We start from the raw sequence: 21,077 nt of genomic DNA, 5'->3' as shown, positions 1-21,077 counted from the left end.
CGCTGGTTGTATCTGCATGGTAAATCATATTTTTCGAAATTATTACTGTAATTTGGCAAAGGGAGTTTAGCGTGACAGTGGAGCCAGGAGTGCCAGAAAATAATATTAATCAACCTCAGGGTTATAATGGGGTTAAACCTCAGTTACGCACCGTGGATCTCAATCTGTTGACCGTGTTTGACGCGGTGATGCAGGAACAGAATATCACGCGGGCAGCGCAGTCTCTGGGGATGTCGCAGCCTGCCGTCAGCAATGCGGTATCCCGGCTTAAAGTGATGTTTAATGACGAATTGTTTGTTCGTTATGGCAGGGGGATTCAACCCACGGCGCGTGCATTTCAGCTGTTTGGCTCTATCCGCCAGGCGTTACAGTTGGTGCAAAATGAGCTGCCGGGATCGGGTTTTGAGCCCTTAAGCAGTGAGCGTGTTTTCCATCTTTGTGTATGTAGCCCGTTAGATAATTATTTGACGTCCGTGATCTACAATAAAGTGGAAGAAATTGCGCCCAATATTCAGCTGGTATTTAAATCTTCTCTTAATCAGAACACAGAACATCAGCTTCGATATCAGGAAACAGAATTCGTTCTGGGATACGAAGAGTTCCGTCGTCCGGAATTTTCCTGTGTGCCGCTGTTTAAAGATGAAATGGTACTGGTCGCCAGCAAAAAACATCCACGAATGAATATGCCGCTGCGCGAAAGTGATGTTTATAACGAGCAGCACGCTGTTGTTGCCCTCGACCGATACGCCTCATTTAGTCTGCCGTGGTATGACACTGCGGATAAACAGGCGAGCGTGGCTTATCAGGGAATGGCCATGGTCAGCGTCTTAAATGTGGTTTCCCAGACCCATCTGGTCGCTATTGCCCCGCGTTGGCTGGCAGAGGAGTTTTCGGAACCCTTAAATCTGCAAATTCTGCCGTTGCCGCTCAAGCTCAATAGCCGTACCTGTTATCTTTCCTGGCATGAAGCCGCAGGCCGGGATAAAGGTCATCAGTGGATGGAAGAATTGCTTATTAGCATTTGCCGCCGATAAGCGCGTCAGGATAAATCACATCGGCGTGTGTGGTTTATCCTGTGTATTTTTTCATTTGCGGTATTTTGTGCTGTTGTTATTTTTTCTGGCTGCTGCCAGCCTCGCAAAAATAGATGATTTCCTGAAAGGTTGCGCTTTTCAGCGATGATTTATCACCTCACGAACGAATTACAGTGGAATTAACCATATCCTCCCTGTAACGCTGCTTTTTGTGCTTCTGACCCCGTTTGCCGCGTCCTGTTTGCTAATTGCCTGCCTCAAAACGAGCGGTTAAGGTAACGATCACTCTGCAATATATAAGATTGGTTCATCACGATCGTAAGACGGTGTGGAAATGAATTCTGCAGTCCGTCTATAACAAAATGCCTGGAGGCAAAGCATGGAGATGTTGTCTGGCGCGGAAATGGTCGTCCGATCGTTAATCGATCAGGGCGTGAAGCAGGTGTTCGGCTACCCTGGAGGCGCAGTTCTGGATATTTATGATGCGCTTCATACGGTAGGCGGCATTGACCATGTTTTGGTGCGCCACGAGCAGGCGGCAGTGCACATGGCTGACGGGTTGGCGCGTGCGACGGGTGAAGTGGGCGTGGTATTGGTCACCTCCGGCCCCGGCGCGACGAATGCAATTACCGGCATTGCGACAGCCTATATGGACTCCATCCCGCTGGTCATTCTATCCGGGCAGGTCGCAACGTCACTGATTGGCTACGATGCATTTCAGGAGTGCGACATGGTGGGGATTTCACGCCCCGTTGTGAAGCACAGTTTCCTGGTGAAGCAAACCGAAGACATTCCCGGCGTACTGAAAAAAGCCTTCTGGCTGGCAGCCAGTGGGCGTCCTGGTCCTGTGGTGGTCGACCTGCCTAAAGATATTCTTAACCCGGCAAACAAGCTGCCGTATGTCTGGCCGGAAACGGTAAGCATGCGCTCCTACAACCCAACGACACAGGGCCACAAAGGCCAGATCAAACGTGCGTTACACACGCTTCTGGCTGCGAAAAAGCCGGTGGTCTATGTCGGCGGCGGCGCGGTTAACTCAGCCTGTGAAGCGCAACTGCGTGAGCTGATCGAAAAATTGAATCTTCCTGTCGCCTCGTCACTGATGGGACTGGGCGCCTTCCCGGCAACGCACCGCCAGGCTCTGGGTATGTTGGGCATGCACGGTACCTATGAAGCCAACATGACGATGCATCATTCGGATGTGATCTTTGCCGTTGGCGTGCGCTTTGACGATCGCACGACCAACAATCTGGCGAAGTACTGCCCGAACGCCACCGTGCTGCATATTGATATCGATCCTACGTCTATTTCGAAAACGGTACCGGCGGATGTGCCGATCGTTGGGGATGCGCGACAGGTTCTGGAGCAAATGCTGGATCTGCTATCGCAGGAAACCCCTTCACAACCGTTGGATGAGATCCGCGACTGGTGGCAACAGATCGAGCAGTGGCGAGCACGTCAGTGTCTGAAATACGATACCCAAAGCGAAAACATTAAGCCGCAGGCGGTGATCGAAACCCTCTGGCGTCTGACGAAAGGTGAAGCCTATGTCACCTCAGATGTAGGTCAGCATCAGATGTTTGCCGCGCTTTATTATCCGTTTGATAAACCACGTCACTGGATCAACTCTGGTGGTCTGGGGACAATGGGCTTTGGGTTACCTGCCGCACTGGGGGTGAAGCTTGCGCTGCCGAATGAAACCGTCGTTTGCGTGACAGGAGACGGCAGCATTCAGATGAATATCCAGGAACTCTCCACCGCGTTGCAATATGAACTGCCGGTTCTGGTTCTGAACCTGAATAACGGTTATCTCGGTATGGTGAAGCAGTGGCAGGATATGATCTACTCTGGCCGCCATTCTCACTCCTACATGAAATCGCTGCCGGATTTTGTTCGTCTGGCCGAAGCCTATGGTCATGTCGGGATGCGGGTGACCGAGCCGGCAGAGCTGGAAGCGAAACTTGCTGAAGCGCTTGAACACGTCAAAAATAACCGCCTTGTTTTCATGGATGTCATTGTTGATGGCACAGAGCACGTTTATCCGATGCATATTCGCGGTGGTGGTATGGACGAAATGTGGTTAAGTAAAACGGAGAGAACCTGATATGCGCCGGATATTATCTGTATTACTGGAAAACGAGTCTGGCGCACTGTCACGCGTTATTGGACTCTTTGCACAACGCGGCTACAACATTGAGAGCCTGACCGTTGCCCCTACCGAGGATCCTACGCTGTCGCGCATGACGATTCAGACCGTCGGCGACGCCAAGGTGCTTGAGCAGATCGAGAAACAGTTACACAAACTTGTCGATGTTCTGCGCGTGAGCGAACTGGGGCAGGGGGCCTATGTAGAACGTGAGGTCATGCTGGTGAAAATTCAGGCCAGTGGTTACGGCCGTGAAGAGGTTAAACGCAACGCGGATATCTTCCGTGGGCAGATTATTGACGTTACCCCTTCTTTATATACGGTTCAGCTGGTGGGAACGAGTGACAAGCTGGACGCATTCCTGGCGTCCGTAAGGGATGTGGCAAAAATTGTTGAAGTTGCGCGGTCGGGCGTTGTCGGTCTTTCGCGCGGCGAGAAAATCATGCGTTAGCAGGCAATAAGGTTCGCCTCTTTCAGCCCGGTCACCAAAGCCGGGCTTTTTTTTGCGTAATACGCCGATAACACAGATAAAAGCGGTTGCCGCGAAAGCTATTCTGCGTTTAGATGTTAAAAGATTTAACCATAACCTTGACAGGGCCATGGACTCTTTTCTTTTTTTAAGGGGCAATTGTGAAACTGGATGAAATCGCCCGGCTAGCCGGCGTGTCACGAACTACGGCCAGCTATGTGATTAACGGTAAAGCAAAGCAGTACCGTGTCAGCGACAAAACCGTTGAGAAAGTCATGGCGGTGGTTCGTGAGCACAACTACCACCCGAATGCTGTCGCAGCGGGATTACGTGCCGGGCGCACCCGATCGATTGGTCTGGTGATCCCCGATCTGGAAAACACCAGCTACACCCGCATCGCTAACTATCTTGAACGTCAGGCTCGCCAGCGTGGCTATCAGCTCCTGATTGCCTGCTCTGAAGATCAGCCTGATAACGAAATGCGCTGTATTGAGCATCTGCTCCAGCGTCAGGTTGATGCGATCATCGTTTCGACCTCCTTGCCACCCGAGCATCCCTTCTATCAACGCTGGGCGAACGATCCGTTCCCAATCGTTGCACTGGATCGCGCCCTGGACAGAGAGCATTTTACCAGTGTCGTTGGTGCCGATCAGGATGACGCGGAAATGCTGGCCGCAGAGCTGAGAACCTTCCCGGCTGAAACCGTGCTCTATCTTGGGGCGTTGCCTGAGCTCTCTGTGAGTTTCCTGCGTGAGCAAGGCTTCAGAACGGCTTGGAAAGACGACCCGCGCGAGGTTCACTACCTTTATGCCAACAGTTATGAACGCGAAGCCGCTGCGCAGCTGTTCGAGAAATGGCTGGAGACGCACCCGATGCCTCAGGCGCTGTTCACCACTTCATTTGCGTTGCTGCAGGGGGTGATGGATGTCACTTTGCGTCGGGATGGTAAGCTGCCTTCCGATCTCGCTATCGCCACCTTCGGTGATAACGAACTGCTCGACTTCCTGCAATGTCCGGTCCTGGCCGTCGCGCAGCGCCATCGTGATGTGGCGGAGCGCGTGCTGGAGATCGTTCTCGCGAGCCTTGATGAACCACGTAAACCGAAGCCGGGGCTGACGCGCATCAAACGTAATCTCTACCGTCGCGGAATTTTAAGCCGCCATTAATGAAATGAGACGGGGCAGCGAAAACTGTCCCCTCTTTTTACTGGATAATTCGGTCAAATAATTCCCGGAGAAAATTAGGACGATTCCTTAGGAATCAGAACCTGCTATTTTTTTTATTCTTTCAGGCGTTTTAAAATGCCTTTGAAAGAACATTTATACGATTTATAAAGCCTGTCTTTGTATTGTTTTGTTACAAAGCTGCCCGGTCGATGAATATTCAGACGTTTTTCCCCTGCTCCAGCGTGCTTGCCTGCCAGTCGGTTCGTTCATTGCGCATTGTGGTGAATGTGGCGCTGTTATCCCCTGTGAATATGTCTTAAAATGCTGCCCGCGTCGCAAACTGACACTTTATATTTCGATGCGATGATATTGAGTGAGCCTTAACGCTAGTGTGCATATTCGGTTTTTTTCTTACAAATATTCATAACGTTAATTTTGCCTCGCCAGTTGTGCAGTTATTAACCAGGACTGTTTATCTCTGTAAATAGAGCCCTTTCGGGTTCGTATAGAGAGAGTCCTGGCTTGACAAGCTTTTCCCTCGCTCCGTAAACTCCTTTAGGTGGGAATTTGTGGGTTAAAGTGGTGAGGAGGGGTGAGACTGGCATGTTCCGTGGAGCAACGTTAGTCAATCTCGACAGTAAGGGGCGTTTATCGGTACCAACCCGATACCGCGACCAGCTGATCGAGAACGCTTCGGGTCAACTGGTTTGCACCATTGACATCAACTCCCCCTGCCTGCTGCTTTACCCTTTACCTGAATGGGAAATTATTGAGCAAAAGCTGTCGCGACTGTCGAGCATGAACCCACAGGAACGCCGCGTGCAGCGGTTGTTATTGGGGCATGCCAGTGAGTGTCAGATGGATAGTGCTGGGCGATTACTGATTGCGCCTGTGCTGCGGCAGCATGCCGGTCTGACCAAAGAAGTGATGCTGGTCGGTCAGTTCAACAAGTTTGAACTGTGGGACGAAACGACCTGGTATCAACAGGTCAAGGAAGATATCGACGCTGAGCAGTCTGATTCCGCTACCTTGTCGGAACGGCTGCAGGACTTGTCTCTATAAATATGATGGAAAATTATAAACATACAACGGTGTTGCTGGATGAGGCCGTCAACGGCCTGAATATTCGTCCGGACGGCATCTACATTGATGGCACTTTTGGTCGCGGTGGCCACTCGCGTTTGATCCTCTCCCAGCTTGGAGCGGAAGGACGTCTGCTGGCAATTGATCGCGATCCGCAGGCGATTGCTGTTGCGCAAACCATCGATGACCCACGCTTTTCCATCGTGCATGGACCTTTCTCTGCGCTGGCGGATTACGTAGCTGAGCGCGGCCTGACGGGCAAGATCGACGGGATTCTTCTCGATCTTGGCGTCTCTTCACCCCAACTTGATGATGCTGAACGCGGCTTCTCCTTTATGCGCGACGGCCCGCTGGACATGCGCATGGATCCCACGCGCGGTCAGTCTGCCGCCGAGTGGTTACAGACCGCAGATGAAGCAGATATCGCCTGGGTGATTAAAACCTTTGGCGAAGAACGTTTTGGCAAGCGCATCGCGCGCGCCATTGTTGAGCGCAATCGTATTGAGCCGATGACCCGCACGAAAGAGCTGGCTGAGGTGATTGCGGCGGCAACACCGGTGAAGGATAAACACAAACACCCCGCGACCCGTACCTTCCAGGCGGTTCGCATCTGGGTAAACAGTGAACTGGAGGAAATAGAGCTGGCGCTAAAAAGCTCGCTCGACGTGCTGGCCCCGGGAGGGCGGTTGTCCATCATCAGCTTCCATTCGCTGGAGGACCGTATTGTGAAACGCTTTATGCGTGAACAAAGCCGCGGTCCACAGGTGCCAGCAGGGCTGCCGATGACGGAAGAACAACTCAGGAAGCTGGGTGGCCGTCAGTTGCGAGCATTAGGCAAGTTGATGCCGGGCGAAGAAGAGGTGGCAGAGAATCCACGCGCCCGTAGTTCAGTGCTGCGTATTGCAGAGAGGACGAACGCATGATCGGCAGAGTGACAGAGACCCTAAGCAAAGTTAAGGATTCGTTAGGAAGCAACGAGCGCCATGCCTTGCCTGGCGTGATCGGCGACGATCTTTTGCGGTTTGGGAAGCTGCCACTCTGCTTGTTCATTTGCATCATTGTGACGGCAGTAACGGTGGTGACGACAGCCCACCACACACGTTTATTGACTGCGCAACGCGAGCAGATGGTACTGGAACGCGATGCGCTGGATATTGAATGGCGAAACCTGATCCTTGAAGAAAACGCCCTCGGCGATCACAGCCGGGTCGAGCGGATCGCAACAGAAAAGCTGCAATTGCAGCATGTTGATCCTTCCCAGGAAAATATCGTAGTACAAAAATAAGGGAAAACGCGACGCATGAGAGCAGCGGCAAAAACGCTAAAACCAAAACGTCAGGAAGAACAGGCCAACTTTATCAGTTGGCGTTTTGCGTTGCTTTGCGGCTGCATTTTACTCGCGCTGGGCTTCCTGCTGGGACGTGTGGCGTGGCTACAAATCATCGCGCCTGACATGCTGGTGCGCCAGGGCGATATGCGCTCTCTGCGCGTACAGGAAGTCTCCACATCTCGCGGGATGATCACCGATCGTTCCGGTCGTCCGCTGGCGGTGAGCGTACCGGTGAAGGCGATCTGGGCCGATCCGAAAGAGCTGCACGATGCCGGTGGTATCACGCTAGACAACCGCTGGAAAGCGCTGTCTGACGCCCTGAAAATGCCGCTGGATCAGCTTGCCTCCCGCGTTAATGCCAACCCGAAAGGGCGCTTTATCTATCTGGCGCGTCAGGTTAACCCTGACATGGCCGATTACATCAGAAAACTGAAGCTCCCGGGTATCCATCTTCGCGAAGAGTCTCGCCGTTACTACCCTTCCGGCGAAGTAACCGCTCACCTCATTGGCTTTACCAACGTCGACAGCCAGGGGATTGAAGGGGTTGAAAAAAGCTTCGATAAGTGGCTTACCGGTCAGCCGGGTGAGCGAATCGTGCGTAAAGACCGCTATGGTCGCGTGATTGAAGATATCTCTTCCACAGACAGCCAGGCCGCGCATAACCTGGCGTTGAGCATTGATGAACGCCTGCAGGCGCTGGTGTATCGCGAGCTGAACAATGCCGTGGCCTTTAACAAGGCGGAGTCGGGCAGCGCCGTGCTGGTGGATGTCAGCACTGGCGAAGTGCTGGCGATGGCCAACAGCCCGTCCTACAACCCGAACAACTTTACCGGTACCGCCAAAGATGCAATGCGTAACCGGGCCATTACCGACGTGTTCGAACCTGGCTCCACGGTGAAGCCGATGGTGGTGATGACGGCGCTGCAACGCGGCATCGTCAATGAGAACACGGTTCTGAACACGATCCCTTACCGAATCAACGGCCACGAGATTAAAGACGTGGCGCGCTACAGCGAATTGACCCTGACCGGGGTATTACAGAAGTCGAGTAACGTCGGTGTTTCAAAGCTGGCGTTAGCGATGCCGTCCTCAGCGTTAGTAGAGACTTACTCACGTTTTGGGCTAGGAAAGGCGACCAATTTGGGGTTGGTCGGAGAACGCAGTGGCTTATATCCTCAAAAACAACGGTGGTCTGACATAGAGAGGGCCACCTTCTCTTTCGGCTACGGGCTAATGGTAACCCCGTTACAGTTAGCGCGAGTCTACGCAACGATTGGCAGCTATGGCGTCTATCGCCCACTGTCGATTACCAAAGTTGATCCACCGGTTCCGGGCGAGCGTATCTTCCCGGAATCTATCGTTCGTACCGTTGTGCATATGATGGAAAGTGTGGCGCTACCTGGCGGTGGCGGCGTGAAGGCGGCGATCAAAGGCTATCGCATCGCCATTAAAACCGGTACGGCGAAAAAAGTGGGGCCAGATGGCCGCTACATCAACAAATACATTGCCTATACCGCAGGCGTTGCGCCTGCAAGCAATCCGCGTTTTGCGCTGGTGGTCGTCATTAACGATCCACAGGCGGGTAAATACTACGGCGGCGCCGTTTCAGCGCCTGTGTTCGGCGCCATTATGGGCGGCGTATTACGCACCATGAACGTTGAACCGGACGCGCTGGCAACGGGCGAAAAAAGTGAATTTGTAATTAATCAAGGCGAGGGTACAGGTGGCAGATCGTAATTTGCGCGACCTTCTCGCTCCGTGGGTGCCAAACGCACCTGAGCGAGCGCTACGGGAGATGGTACTGGACAGCCGTGTGGCTGCTTCCGGCGATCTTTTTGTGGCTGTAGTTGGTCATCAGGCGGACGGGCGTCGATATATCCCGCAGGCGATTGCGCAAGGTGTAGCTGCCATTATTGCTGAGGCTAAAGATGAGGCAACCGACGGTGAAATCCGTGAAATGCACGGTGTGCCGGTTATCTACCTTAGCCAGTTGAATGAGCGACTCTCCGCACTGGCGGGACGTTTTTATAACGAGCCTTCAGACCAGCTGCGTCTGGTGGGCGTGACGGGCACTAACGGTAAAACGACGACCACCCAATTGATGGCGCAATGGGCGCAACTGCTGGGAGAAACCGGCGCCGTAATGGGCACCGTGGGGAATGGGCTGCTGGGTAAAGTGAGCCCGACGGAAAACACCACCGGCTCCGCGGTTGACGTACAACATGTGATTGCCGGTCTGGCAGGGCAGGGTGCGACCTTTGCCGCGATGGAAGTCTCCTCTCATGGTCTGGTACAGCATCGTGTGGCGGCGTTGAAATTTGCCGCCTCCGTGTTCACGAACCTGAGTCGCGATCATCTTGATTATCATGGTGATATGGAGCATTACGAGGCCGCGAAATGGCTGCTCTTCTCCACGCATCACTATGGACAGGCCATCATCAACGCTGATGACGAAGTGGGGCGCCGCTGGCTTGCGAAGCTGCCGGATGCGGTTGCGGTGTCGATGGAAGACCATATCAATCCGAACTGCCATGGCCGCTGGCTGAAGGCGGTTGAGGTTAATTATCACGACAGCGGCGCGACGATTCGCTTTGCCTCTTCCTGGGGTGAAGGCGAAATTGAAAGCCGCCTGATGGGGGCGTTTAACGTCAGCAACCTCCTGCTGGCGCTGGCAACGCTGCTGGCGTTGGGCTATCCGATGGCCGAACTGCTCAACACCGCAGAGCGTCTGCAGCCCGTCTGTGGCCGTATGGAAGTGTTCAGTGCACCAGGTAAACCGACCGTTGTTGTCGATTATGCCCACACGCCGGATGCGCTGGAAAAAGCGCTTGAAGCGGCACGTCTGCACTGCGCCGGTAAGCTCTGGTGTGTGTTTGGCTGTGGGGGCGATCGCGACAAGGGCAAGCGTCCGTTGATGGGTGCCATCGCCGAACAGTTCGCGGATATTCCGGTTGTGACCGATGACAACCCGCGTACTGAAGAGCCGCGCGCCATTATCAACGATATCCTGGCCGGTATGCTGGACGCAGGACGTGCCCGCGTGGTGGAAGGCCGTGCGGAAGCCGTGACCAACGCCATCATGCAGGCGCAAGAGAACGACGTCGTGCTCCTGGCGGGTAAAGGCCATGAAGATTATCAGATTGTTGGCAATCGTCGACTGGACTATTCGGACCGTGTAACGGCAGCGCGTCTGTTGGGAGTGGTGGCATGATCAGCTTAACGCTCGGCAAGGCGGCAACCCTCCTGCAGGGTACGCTGCATGGTCAGGATCTGACCATCGACGCCGTGACGACAGATACCCGCAAAGTGACCGCCGGGTGCCTGTTTGTGGCGCTGAAGGGCGAACGTTTTGACGCCCACGATTTTGCTGAACAGGCGAAAGAGAATGGTGCGGGTGCGCTGCTGGTGAACCGCAAACTCGATATCGATTTACCGCAGATTGTGGTGAAGGATACGCGCCTTGCCTTCGGTGAGCTGGCAGCATGGGTTCGTCAGCAGGTGCCAGCTCGCGTTGTTGCTCTGACGGGGTCTTCGGGCAAAACGTCACTAAAAGAGATGACGGCGGCGATCCTCAGTCAGTGCGGTAACACGCTTTACACCGCAGGCAATCTAAATAATGACATCGGCGTGCCGATGACATTGCTTCGCCTCACCAAAGAGCATGACTTTGCGGTGATTGAATTAGGGGCAAACCACCAGGGTGAAATTGCCTGGACGGTCAGCCTGACGCGTCCGGAGGCTGCGCTGGTGAACAACCTGGCCGCCGCGCATCTGGAAGGTTTCGGTTCACTTGAAGGCGTGGCGAAAGCCAAAGGTGAGATCTATACCGGCCTGCCGGATAACGGTATCGCCATTATGAATGCCGATAATAACGACTGGTTGAACTGGCAGAGCATCATCGGTTCACGTAAGACGTGGCGCTTCTCGCCTAATGCGGCAGACAGTGATTTTACCGCGACCCATATCCATGTGACCTCGCATGGTACGGAATTCACGCTCAATACCCCAACGGGAGGCATTGAGGTTCTGCTGCCGCTGCCGGGTCGCCATAACATCGCCAATGCGCTTGCTGCCGCGGCGCTGTCGATGGCCGTCGGCGCGACACATGACGCGATCAAAACTGGCCTTGCGAATTTAAAAGCCGTACCGGGACGTCTGTTCCCAGTCCAGCTTGCAGAAAACAAACTGCTGCTGGATGACTCCTACAACGCGAACGTCGGTTCGATGACGGCAGCCGTACAGGTGTTGTCCGAAATGCCAGGCTATCGCGTGATGGTGGTTGGCGATATGGCCGAGCTGGGCGATGAGAGCGAAGCCTGTCATACCCAGGTGGGTGAAGCCGCGAAAGCGGCCGGGCTGGATTGCGTACTGAGCGCAGGAAAACTGAGCCAGGCGATTAGCCATGCCAGCGGTGTTGGCGAACATTTTGCCGATAAAGCCGCACTGATTGAACGTCTGAAGACGTTGATTGCTGAAAAACAAATTGTGACTGTGTTAGTGAAAGGTTCACGTAGTGCCGCCATGGAAGAGGTAGTGCACGCATTACAGGAGAACGGGACATGTTAGTTTGGCTGGCCGAACATTTGGTCAAATATTACTCAGGCTTTAACGTCTTTTCCTATCTGACGTTTCGCGCCATCGTCAGCCTGCTGACTGCGCTGTTCATCTCGTTGTGGATGGGCCCGCGCATGATTGCCCGTCTGCAAAAACTCTCTTTCGGCCAGGTTGTGCGTAACGATGGTCCGGAATCGCACTTCAGCAAGCGCGGTACGCCAACCATGGGCGGGATTATGATCCTGACCGCGATCGTGGTTTCCGTGCTGCTGTGGGCCTATCCATCCAACCCGTACGTCTGGTGTGTGCTGACTGTGCTGGTGGGCTACGGAATCATTGGATTTGTTGATGATTACCGCAAAGTGGTACGTAAAGACACGAAAGGTCTGATCGCCCGCTGGAAATATTTCTGGATGTCGGTAATTGCGCTGGGCGTGGCCTTCGCGCTGTATCTGGCCGGAAAAGATACTCCCGCTACCGAGCTGGTGGTGCCGTTCTTTAAAGACGTCATGCCGCAACTGGGGCTGTTCTACATTCTGCTGGCGTACTTCGTGATTGTGGGCACCGGTAACGCGGTGAACCTGACCGATGGTCTGGATGGCCTGGCCATTATGCCAACGGTCTTCGTGGCCGCAGGTTTCGCGCTGGTGGCGTGGGCGACCGGCAACATGAACTTTGCCAACTATCTGCACATTCCTTATCTGCGTCACGCGGGCGAGCTGGTGATCGTCTGTACGGCCATTGTCGGGGCGGGGCTGGGCTTCCTGTGGTTCAACACCTATCCGGCCCAGGTCTTTATGGGTGACGTCGGTTCACTGGCTCTGGGCGGCGCGCTGGGCATTATTGCCGTGCTGCTGCGCCAGGAGTTCCTGCTGGTGATCATGGGCGGGGTATTTGTGGTTGAGACCCTGTCGGTGATCCTGCAGGTCGGTTCCTTTAAGCTGCGCGGCCAGCGCATCTTCCGTATGGCACCGATTCACCATCACTATGAACTGAAAGGCTGGCCAGAGCCGCGCGTCATCGTGCGCTTCTGGATTATTTCGCTGATGCTGGTGCTGATTGGCCTGGCAACGCTGAAGGTACGTTAATCATGGCAGATTACCAGGGCAAAAAAGTCGTTATCATCGGGTTGGGCCTTACTGGCCTGTCCTGCGTGGACTTTTTCCTTGCGCGCGGCGTGACGCCGCGGGTGATGGATACGCGTGTTTCTCCGCCGGGTCTGGACAAACTGCCGGAACAGGTTGAACGCCACCTTGGTGGTCTGAATGATGACTGGCTGCTGGCAGCCGATCTGATTGTGGCCAGCCCCGGTATGGCGCTGGCGCACCCTTCACTGAGCGCCGCAGCCGATGCGGGCGTTGAGATTGTCGGTGATATCGAGCTGTTCTGCCGCGAAGCGCAGGCGCCTGTTATCGCCATTACCGGCTCTAACGGAAAAAGCACCGTCACTACCCTGGTGGGTGAGATGGCGAAAGCGGCGGGCAAAAATGTCGGCGTTGGCGGCAACATTGGCTTGCCGGCGCTGATGCTGCTGGACAAAGGCTGTGAGCTGTACGTGCTGGAACTCTCCAGCTTCCAGCTGGAAACCACCTCCAGCCTGCATGCGGCCGCGGCCACAATCCTGAACGTGACCGAAGATCATATGGACAGGTATCCATTTGGTCTACAGCAGTATCGCGCAGCCAAACTGCGTATTTATGAAAATGCCAAAGTCTGCGTCGTTAACGCAGATGATGCCCTGACCATGCCGGTACGCGGTGCCGATGACCGCTGCATCAGCTTTGGTATCACCATGGGGGATTATCATCTGAACCGTCAGCTGGGTGAAACCTGGCTGCGGGTGAAAGGTGAGAAAGTGCTGAACGTGAAGGAGATGAAGCTTTCCGGTCAGCATAACTACACCAATGCGCTGGCGGCGCTGGCGCTGGCGGATGCCGTCGGTTTGCCACGCTCCTCCAGCCTGCAGGCGCTAACCACCTTTACCGGACTGGCGCACCGTTTCCAGCTGGCGCTGGAGCATAACGGCGTACGCTGGATCAATGATTCCAAAGCCACCAACGTAGGCAGTACAGAGGCCGCGCTGAATGGTTTGCAGGTGGAAGGTACTCTGCATCTGCTGCTGGGTGGCGACGGTAAGTCCGCCGATTTCACCTCCCTGAAGCAGTATCTTTCCGGCGATAACATCCGTCTCTACTGCTTTGGTCGTGATGGCAGGGAACTGGCGGAATTGCGTCCTGAGATCGCCGAGCAGACCGAAACCATGGAACAGGCAATGCGCCTGATTGCTCCTCGCGTGAAGCCGGGCGATATGGTGCTGCTCTCTCCGGCATGCGCCAGCCTCGATCAATTCAAGAATTTCGAACAGCGTGGTGATCTCTTTACCCGCCTGGCGAAGGAGTTAGGCTGATGCGTTTATCTCTCCCTCGCCTGAAAATGCCGCGCTTCCCAGGATTTGGTGTCCTGGTGTGGTTGTTTGCGGCACTGAAAGGCTGGGTGATGGGCTCTCGTCAGAAAGATAACGACAGCCTGATCATGTACGATCGCACGCTCTTCTGGCTCACCCTGGGGCTGGCGGCGGTCGGCTTTATTATGGTGACGTCAGCATCAATGCCCGTCGGGCAGCGACTGGCGAACGATCCTTTCCTGTTTGCCAAGCGTGATGGTCTGTACATCATCCTGGCGTTCTGTCTTGCGCTGATAACCTTACGTCTGCCAATGGCGTTCTGGCAGCGACACAGTACCGCGATGCTGATCGCCTCGATCATCATGCTGCTGATCGTGCTGGTGGTGGGGAGTTCCGTAAACGGGGCATCGCGCTGGATCGCCTTTGGTCCGCTGCGTATTCAGCCTGCCGAATTTACCAAACTGTCCCTGTTCTGCTACCTGGCGAACTACCTGGTGCGCAAAGTAGATGAAGTGCGTAACAACCTTCGCGGCTTCCTGAAACCGATGGGCGTGATTCTGGTGCTGGCGGTGTTACTGCTGGCGCAGCCTGACCTCGGTACCGTGGTGGTTCTGTTTGTGACGACGCTGGCGATGCTGTTCCTGGCGGGGGCGAAACTGTGGCAGTTCATCGCCATTATCGGGATGGGTATTTCAGCAGTTGTCCTGCTGATCCTTGCTGAACCATACCGTATCCGCCGTGTGACCTCGTTCTGGAACCCGTGGGAAGACCCGTTTGGCAGTGGCTATCAGCTGACGCAGTCACTCATGGCGTTTGGCCGCGGTGAAGTCTGGGGACAAGGCCTGGGCAACTCGGTTCAGAAACTGGAGTATTTACCCGAAGCGCATACTGACTTCATCTTCTCCATTATTGCGGAAGAACTGGGTTATATCGGTGTGGTATTAGCGCTATTAATGGTATTCTTCGTCGCTTTCCGCGCCATGTCGATTGGGCGGAAAGCGCTGGAGATCGATCACCGCTTCTCAGGTTTCTTAGCCTGTTCAATTGGTATCTGGTTTAGCTTCCAGGCATTGGTTAACGTCGGGGCCGCAGCGGGTATGCTGCCGACCAAGGGCCTGACGTTGCCGTTGATCAGTTATGGTGGTTCCAGTCTGTTGATCATGTCGACGGCCATCATGATGTTGTTACGTATAGATTATGAAACGCGTCTGGAAAAAGCCCAGGCGTTTACACGAGGTTCACGATGAATCAACCGAAGCGGTTAATGGTGATGGCAGGCGGTACCGGTGGACATGTGTTCCCGGGGCTGGCGGTTGCGCACCATTTAATGGATCAGGGCTGGCAGGTACGCTGGCTGGGAACCGCAGACCGCATGGAGGCCGACCTGGTACCGAAGCACGGTATTGAGATCGACTTTATTCGTATTTCTGGCCTTCGTGGCAAAGGCATTAAGGCCCAGCTTCTGGCGCCGGTGCGTATTTTCAACGCATGGCGTCAGGCACGCAGCATCATGAAGCGCTTTCAGCCGGATGTGGTGCTGGGCATGGGCGGTTATGTTTCCGGTCCGGGTGGTCTTGCCGCGTGGTCGTTGGGCATTCCCGTTGTACTGCATGAGCAGAATGGTATTGCCGGACTGACCAATAAGTGGCTGGCGAAAATCGCCACCAAAGTGATGCAGGCATTTCCTGGTGCGTTCCCGAAAGCGGACGTCGTCGGGAACCCGGTGCGTGTGGATGTGCTGGCGCTGCCGTTGCCGGATACCCGCATGGCTGGCCGTGAAGGCCCTGTTCGCGTGCTGGTCGTCGGTGGATCGCAGGGCGCACGCATCCTGAACCAGACGATGCCGCAGGTTGCCGCAAAGCTGGGTGATGCCGTGACCATCTGGCATCAAAGCGGAAAAGGCGCTCAGCAGACCGTTGAGCAGGCTTATGCGGCAGAAGGTCAGCCGCAGCACAAAGTGACGGAATTTATCGACGATATGGCGGCAGCGTACGCCTGGGCCGATGTCGTGGTCTGTCGCTCCGGTGCATTAACGGTGAGTGAAATTGCCGCCGCGGGTTTACCGGCTCTGTTTGTGCCGTTCCAGCACAAAGATCGTCAGCAGTACTGGAATGCGCTGCCGCTTGAAAAAGCCGGTGCCGCGAAAATATTCGAGCAGCCACAATTTACCGCCGATGCGGTCGCCACCACCCTGGCGGGCTGGAACCGGGAAACATTAATGGAGATGGCGCAACGTGCACGTGCGGCGGCCATTCCTGATGCAACGGAACGGGTGGCAAAAGAAGTGAGCCTGGCAGCCCAGGCTTAACCCTCGCAGCGCGTGTTGCGCGGCACGAATTTTTTAAGTAGTCGATGGCGTTTAGAGAATGAATACACAACAACTGGCAAAACTGCGTTCAATCGTGCCCGAGATGCGTCGCGTCCGGCACATTCACTTTGTTGGCATCGGTGGTGCTGGCATGGGCGGTATTGCCGAAGTGTTAGCTAACGAAGGCTATCAGATCAGCGGGTCTGACCTGGCGCCAAACCCTGTTACGCAGCAACTGGCGTCGCTTGGGGCGACTATCTATTTCAACCATCGCCCGGAAAACGTGCGCGATGCGAGTGTGGTGGTGGTATCCAGCGCCATCTCCTCTGATAACCCGGAAATCGTGGCCGCGCATGAAGCGCGTATTCCGGTGATCCGCCGCGCGGAAATGCTGGCAGAGCTGATGCGTTTTCGTCACGGGATTGCGATTGCCGGGACGCACGGTAAAACCACGACCACGGCGATGGTTTCCAGTATTTATGCCGAAGCGGGTCTCGACCCGACGTTCGTCAACGGCGGTCTGGTAAAAGCAGCAGGTGTGCATGCGCGTCTGGGCCACAGCCGTTATCTGATTGCGGAAGCGGATGAGAGCGATGCGTCGTTCCTGCATCTGCAGCCGATGGTGGCGATTGTCACTAACATCGAAGCTGACCACATGGATACCTACCAGGGCGACTTCGAGAACTTAAAGCAGACCTTTATCAACTTCCTGCATAACCTGCCGTTCTATGGACGCGCGGTAATGTGTGTGGACGATCCGGTCATTCGCGAGTTGCTGCCGCGGGTTGGTCGTCAGATCACCACCTATGGCTTCAGCGAAGACGCGGATGTTCGTGTGGAAGAGTACAAACAAATTGGTGCGCAGGGGCATTTCACCCTGGCGCGTCAGGACAAAGAGCTGCTGCACGTGACGCTGAACGCACCAGGCCGTCATAACGCCCTGAACGCAGCCGCGGCGGTGGCCGTCGCAACAGAAGAAGGCATTGATGACGATGCGATCCTGCGTGCTCTGGAAAGCTTCCAGGGAACCGGGCGTCGTTTCGACTTCCTTGGCGAATTCCCGCTGGATGCGGTAAACGGTAAACCGGGTACTGCCATGCTGGTAGACGACTATGGCCACCATCCAACCGAAGTAGACGCGACCATCAAGGCCGCACGTGCGGGATGGCCAGAGAAGAACCTGGTGATGATCTTCCAGCCACACCGTTTTACGCGTACGCGCGATCTGTATGACGATTTCGCCAGCGTGCTGTCTCAGGTGGACACATTGCTGATGCTGGATGTTTATTCTGCGGGCGAAACGCCGATCCCGGGTGCGGACAGCCGTTCTCTGTGTCGAACCATTCGCGGACGCGGTAAAGTAGACCCTATTTTGGTTTCGGATCCTGCTCAGGTCGCCGAAATTCTGGCACCGGTACTGACAGGTAACGATTTGATTCTGATTCAGGGCGCGGGAAATATCGGCAAAATCGCCCGTACCTTAGCTGAAATCAAACTGAAGCCGCAAACTCAGGAGGATGAGCATCATGGCTGATAAGATTGCTGTCCTGTCTGGCGGCACCTCCGCCGAGCGCGAGGTTTCCCTGAATTCAGGCGCTGCGGTACTGGCGGGCCTGCGTGAGGCTGGCGTTAATGCACATCTGGTCGATCCGAAAGAGGTCGATGTAACGCAGCTGAAAGCAATGGGCTTCGATAAAGTCTTTATTGCTCTGCACGGTCGTGGGGGAGAAGACGGTACCCTGCAAGGGTTGCTGGATCTCATCGGTATGCCCTACACCGGCAGCGGCGTGATGGCCTCCGCCCTCTCAATGGATAAACTGCGCAGTAAACTGCTGTGGCAGGGGGCGGGTTTGCCGGTTGCGCCGTGGGTTGCGTTGACGCGCCGCGAATTTGAAATGGGCCTTCAGGATAGCGTTAATGCACGCATTGCTGAGCTGGGCTTACCGGTTATTGTAAAGCCCAGCCGTGAAGGGTCGAGCGTTGGGATGTCCAAAGTTGATAAAGCTGACGATTTATCGTCTGCTTTAGCGCTGGCATTTCAACACGATGAAGAAGTTCTGATTGAAAAATGGCTCAGCGGACCGGAATTTACCGTGGCGATGCTTGGTGAAGAAATTTTACCGTCGATTCGCATCCAACCTGCTGGCGTCTTCTATGATTATGAGGCGAAGTATCTCTCTGACGAGACGCAATATTTCTGCCCTGCAGGTCTTGAAGCAGAACGTGAAGCGGATTTACAGTCCCTGGTGCTTAAAGCCTGGCATATTCTTGGTTGCAGTGGCTGGGGACGCATTGATGTGATGCTCGACAGTGATGGGCAATTTTATTTGCTGGAAGCGAATACTTCTCCAGGCATGACCAGCCACAGCCTTGTGCCGATGGCCGCGCGTCAGGCGGGGATGAGCTTCTCGCAGTTAGTCGTACGTATTCTGGACCAGGCGGGCTGATATGTCTCAGGCTGCATTGAACACGCGCAACCGCGATGACGAGGAAGAATATTCTTCTTCACGCCGGAGTAATGGAACGCGTCTTGCAGGGATTATTTTCCTGCTCGGGGTGCTGTGCACCGTGTTTATCAGCGGCTGGATGGTACTGGGCTGGATGGAAGATGCGCAGCGGTTGCCGCTGTCGAAGTTGGTGGTCACCGGTGAACGCCACTACACGCGTAACGATGATATTCGCCAGTCGATTCTGGCACTGGGGTCGCCTGGCACCTTTATGACGCAGGATGTCAACATTATCCAGAGTCAGATTGAACGTCTGCCCTGGATAAAACAGGCGAGTGTAAGAAAGCAATGGCCTGATGAATTGAAGATTCATCTGGTTGAATATGTGCCCATTGCGCGTTGGAATGATCAGCACATGGTTGACGTAGACGGAAATTCCTTCAGCGTCCCGGCCGATCGTGTCAACAAGCAAAATTTACCGATGTTGTATGGTCCTGAAGGCAGCGAAAACGAAGTGTTACAGGGTTTTCGCGAGATGGGGCAAGTGCTGGCGAAGGACAGGTTTACGTTAAAAGAAGCTGCGATGACGGCGCGCCGTTCGTGGCAGCTCACCTTAACGAATGGCATTAAGCTCAACCTTGGCCGCGGCGACACGATGAAGCGTCTGGCGCGTTTTGTAGAACTTTACCCGGTTTTACAGCAGCAGGCACAGACTGACGGCAAACGGATAAGCTACGTTGATTTGCGCTATGACTCAGGCGCAGCAGTCGGTTGGGTACCGGCTCCGGTCGAGGAACCTAATCAGCAACAGAATCAGGCACAGGTACAGGCAGAACAACAATGATCAAGGCGACGGACAGAAAACTGGTAGTTGGACTGGAGATTGGCACCGCGAAGGTTGCCGCTTTAGTAGGGGAAGTTCTGCCCGACGGTATGGTCAATATCATTGGCGTGGGCAGCTGCCCGTCCCGTGGTATGGATAAAGGTGGGGTAAACGATCTTGAGTCGGTGGTGAAATGCGTGCAGCGCGCCATCGATCAGGCTGAATTAATGGCAGATTGCCAGATTTCCTCTGTCTATCTGGCCCTCTCTGGTAAGCATATCAGCTGCCAGAACGAAATCGGCATGGTGCCCATTTCTGAAGAAGAAGTGACGCAGGAAGACGTTGAAAACGTAGTACACACGGCGAAATCTGTGCGTGTCCGCGATGAGCACCGTGTATTGCACGTGATTCCGCAAGAGTACGCGATTGACTACCAGGAAGGGATCAAGAACCCGGTTGGTCTGTCTGGCGTGCGTATGCAGGCAAAAGTGCACCTGATCACATGTCACAACGATATGGCGAAGAACATCGTAAAAGCCGTTGAACGTTGTGGCCTGAAAGTTGACCAACTTATTTTCGCCGGTCTGGCGGCAAGCTATTCCGTGCTGACCGAAGATGAACGTGAACTGGGCGTCTGTGTGGTCGATATTGGTGGTGGTACAATGGATATGGCCGTGTATACCGGCGGTGCCCTGCGCCACACCAAAGTGATCCCTTACGCGGGGAACGTGGTGACCAGCGATATTGCCTACGCGTTTGGTACGCCGCCAAGCGATGCAGAAGCGATTAAAGTGCGCCACGGTTGTGCGCTGGGGTCTATCGTTGGCAAAGATGAGAGCGTTGAAGTGCCAAGTGTGGGCGGCCGTCCGCCGCGTAGCCTGCAGCGCCAGACGTTGGCAGAGGTGATTGAGCCGCGCTATACCGAGCTGCTCAACCTGGTCAACGAAGAGATTTTGCAATTACAGGAACAGCTTCGCCAGCAGGGCGTAAAACATCATCTTGCGGCGGGGATTGTATTAACCGGCGGTGCAGCGCAAATTGAAGGTCTTGCGGCCTGTGCGCAGCGTGTGTTCCATACGCAGGTGCGTATTGGCGCACCGCTGAATATTACCGGTTTAACGGATTATGCCCAGGAGCCTTACTATTCAACGGCTGTGGGCCTGCTCCACTACGGGAAAGAATCCCATCTCAGTGGTGAAGCAGAAGTGGAAAAACGCGTCTCAGTGGGGTCGTGGGTCAAACGACTGAACAACTGGCTGCGAAAAGAGTTTTAATTTTTTTAAGAGACCGGAGAGAATTAACGGTCTCGGGCG

At 54.7% G+C, this 21,077-nt stretch carries 18 protein-coding genes; all 18 read left to right on the top strand.

The window, feature by feature from the left end; translation table 11 throughout:
* The first annotated feature begins 89 nt into the window (after window positions 1-89).
* The 18 genes from leuO to ftsA all read left to right on the top strand — a co-directional run bounded on the left by leuO (window position 90) and on the right by ftsA (window position 21,038).
* Window positions 90-1,034 (top strand): transcriptional regulator LeuO, encoded by a 945-nt coding sequence (leuO, locus tag ACOTX3_RS11505; RefSeq protein ID WP_013095563.1) that lies wholly within the window; start codon window positions 90-92, stop codon window positions 1,032-1,034.
* Between the two features lie 379 nt (window positions 1,035-1,413).
* Window positions 1,414-3,138, top strand: coding sequence for an acetolactate synthase 3 large subunit (ilvI, locus tag ACOTX3_RS11500; protein ID WP_013095564.1), 1,725 nt, complete (start codon window positions 1,414-1,416; stop codon window positions 3,136-3,138).
* Window position 3,139: 1 nt separating this feature from the next.
* Entirely contained in the window at window positions 3,140-3,631 is a 492-nt protein-coding gene (gene ilvN, locus ACOTX3_RS11495) for an acetolactate synthase small subunit (RefSeq protein WP_008501994.1), read from the top strand.
* Between the two features lie 179 nt (window positions 3,632-3,810).
* A complete protein-coding gene (gene cra, locus ACOTX3_RS11490) occupies window positions 3,811-4,815 on the top strand; it encodes a catabolite repressor/activator (RefSeq protein ID WP_013095565.1) in 1,005 nt (334 codons plus the stop codon).
* A gap of 603 nt (window positions 4,816-5,418) precedes the next feature.
* The gene (mraZ, locus tag ACOTX3_RS11485) at window positions 5,419-5,877 is read left to right on the top strand and encodes a division/cell wall cluster transcriptional repressor MraZ (RefSeq protein WP_014830641.1); all 459 of its coding nucleotides are present in this window, start codon (window positions 5,419-5,421) and stop codon (window positions 5,875-5,877) included.
* Window positions 5,878-5,879: 2 nt separating this feature from the next.
* A complete protein-coding gene (rsmH, locus tag ACOTX3_RS11480; protein WP_013095568.1) occupies window positions 5,880-6,821 on the top strand; it encodes a 16S rRNA (cytosine(1402)-N(4))-methyltransferase RsmH in 942 nt (313 codons plus the stop codon).
* Entirely contained in the window at window positions 6,818-7,183 is a 366-nt protein-coding gene (ftsL, locus tag ACOTX3_RS11475) for a cell division protein FtsL (RefSeq protein ID WP_008501989.1), read from the top strand. Before rsmH ends, ftsL begins: the two co-directional genes overlap by 4 nt.
* A 15-nt stretch (window positions 7,184-7,198) precedes the next feature.
* Window positions 7,199-8,965 (top strand): peptidoglycan glycosyltransferase FtsI, encoded by a 1,767-nt coding sequence (locus ACOTX3_RS11470; RefSeq protein WP_023620014.1) that lies wholly within the window; start codon window positions 7,199-7,201, stop codon window positions 8,963-8,965.
* Window positions 8,952-10,439 carry a UDP-N-acetylmuramoyl-L-alanyl-D-glutamate--2,6-diaminopimelate ligase gene (gene murE / locus ACOTX3_RS11465; protein ID WP_013095570.1) on the top strand — a complete coding sequence of 496 codons (1,488 nt, stop codon included), beginning with the start codon at window positions 8,952-8,954 and terminating at the stop codon, window positions 10,437-10,439. The genes ACOTX3_RS11470 and murE overlap by 14 nt, the downstream gene beginning before the upstream one ends.
* The gene (murF, locus tag ACOTX3_RS11460; protein WP_421631612.1) at window positions 10,436-11,794 is read left to right on the top strand and encodes a UDP-N-acetylmuramoyl-tripeptide--D-alanyl-D-alanine ligase; all 1,359 of its coding nucleotides are present in this window, start codon (window positions 10,436-10,438) and stop codon (window positions 11,792-11,794) included. Before murE ends, murF begins: the two co-directional genes overlap by 4 nt.
* Window positions 11,788-12,870, top strand: coding sequence for a phospho-N-acetylmuramoyl-pentapeptide-transferase (mraY, locus tag ACOTX3_RS11455; protein WP_008501985.1), 1,083 nt, complete (start codon window positions 11,788-11,790; stop codon window positions 12,868-12,870). Before murF ends, mraY begins: the two co-directional genes overlap by 7 nt.
* A 2-nt stretch (window positions 12,871-12,872) precedes the next feature.
* Window positions 12,873-14,189 carry a UDP-N-acetylmuramoyl-L-alanine--D-glutamate ligase gene (murD, locus tag ACOTX3_RS11450; RefSeq protein WP_023620010.1) on the top strand — a complete coding sequence of 439 codons (1,317 nt, stop codon included), beginning with the start codon at window positions 12,873-12,875 and terminating at the stop codon, window positions 14,187-14,189.
* Window positions 14,189-15,433: a cell division protein FtsW gene (gene ftsW, locus ACOTX3_RS11445; RefSeq protein WP_013095573.1), complete on the top strand. Its 1,245-nt coding sequence runs from the start codon at window positions 14,189-14,191 to the stop codon at window positions 15,431-15,433. Before murD ends, ftsW begins: the two co-directional genes overlap by 1 nt.
* On the top strand, window positions 15,430-16,494 hold the full coding sequence (murG, locus tag ACOTX3_RS11440; protein WP_013095574.1) for an undecaprenyldiphospho-muramoylpentapeptide beta-N-acetylglucosaminyltransferase: 1,065 nt from the start codon (window positions 15,430-15,432) through the stop codon (window positions 16,492-16,494). Before ftsW ends, murG begins: the two co-directional genes overlap by 4 nt.
* Window positions 16,495-16,552: 58 nt before the next feature.
* On the top strand, window positions 16,553-18,028 hold the full coding sequence (murC, locus tag ACOTX3_RS11435; protein WP_013095575.1) for a UDP-N-acetylmuramate--L-alanine ligase: 1,476 nt from the start codon (window positions 16,553-16,555) through the stop codon (window positions 18,026-18,028).
* A complete protein-coding gene (locus ACOTX3_RS11430; protein ID WP_020688498.1) occupies window positions 18,021-18,941 on the top strand; it encodes a D-alanine--D-alanine ligase in 921 nt (306 codons plus the stop codon). Before murC ends, ACOTX3_RS11430 begins: the two co-directional genes overlap by 8 nt.
* 1 nt (window position 18,942) lies before the next feature.
* The gene (gene ftsQ / locus ACOTX3_RS11425; protein WP_013095577.1) at window positions 18,943-19,785 is read left to right on the top strand and encodes a cell division protein FtsQ; all 843 of its coding nucleotides are present in this window, start codon (window positions 18,943-18,945) and stop codon (window positions 19,783-19,785) included.
* Entirely contained in the window at window positions 19,782-21,038 is a 1,257-nt protein-coding gene (ftsA, locus tag ACOTX3_RS11420) for a cell division protein FtsA (protein WP_006173845.1), read from the top strand. Before ftsQ ends, ftsA begins: the two co-directional genes overlap by 4 nt.
* Window positions 21,039-21,077: the final 39 nt, after the last annotated feature.

The organism is Enterobacter cloacae complex sp. IR5384, assembly GCF_049237265.1.
Lineage (GTDB): Bacteria > Pseudomonadota > Gammaproteobacteria > Enterobacterales > Enterobacteriaceae > Enterobacter > Enterobacter cloacae.
Note: the sequence above shows the minus strand (reverse complement) of the source record. Positions and strands in the feature narration are given on the sequence as shown.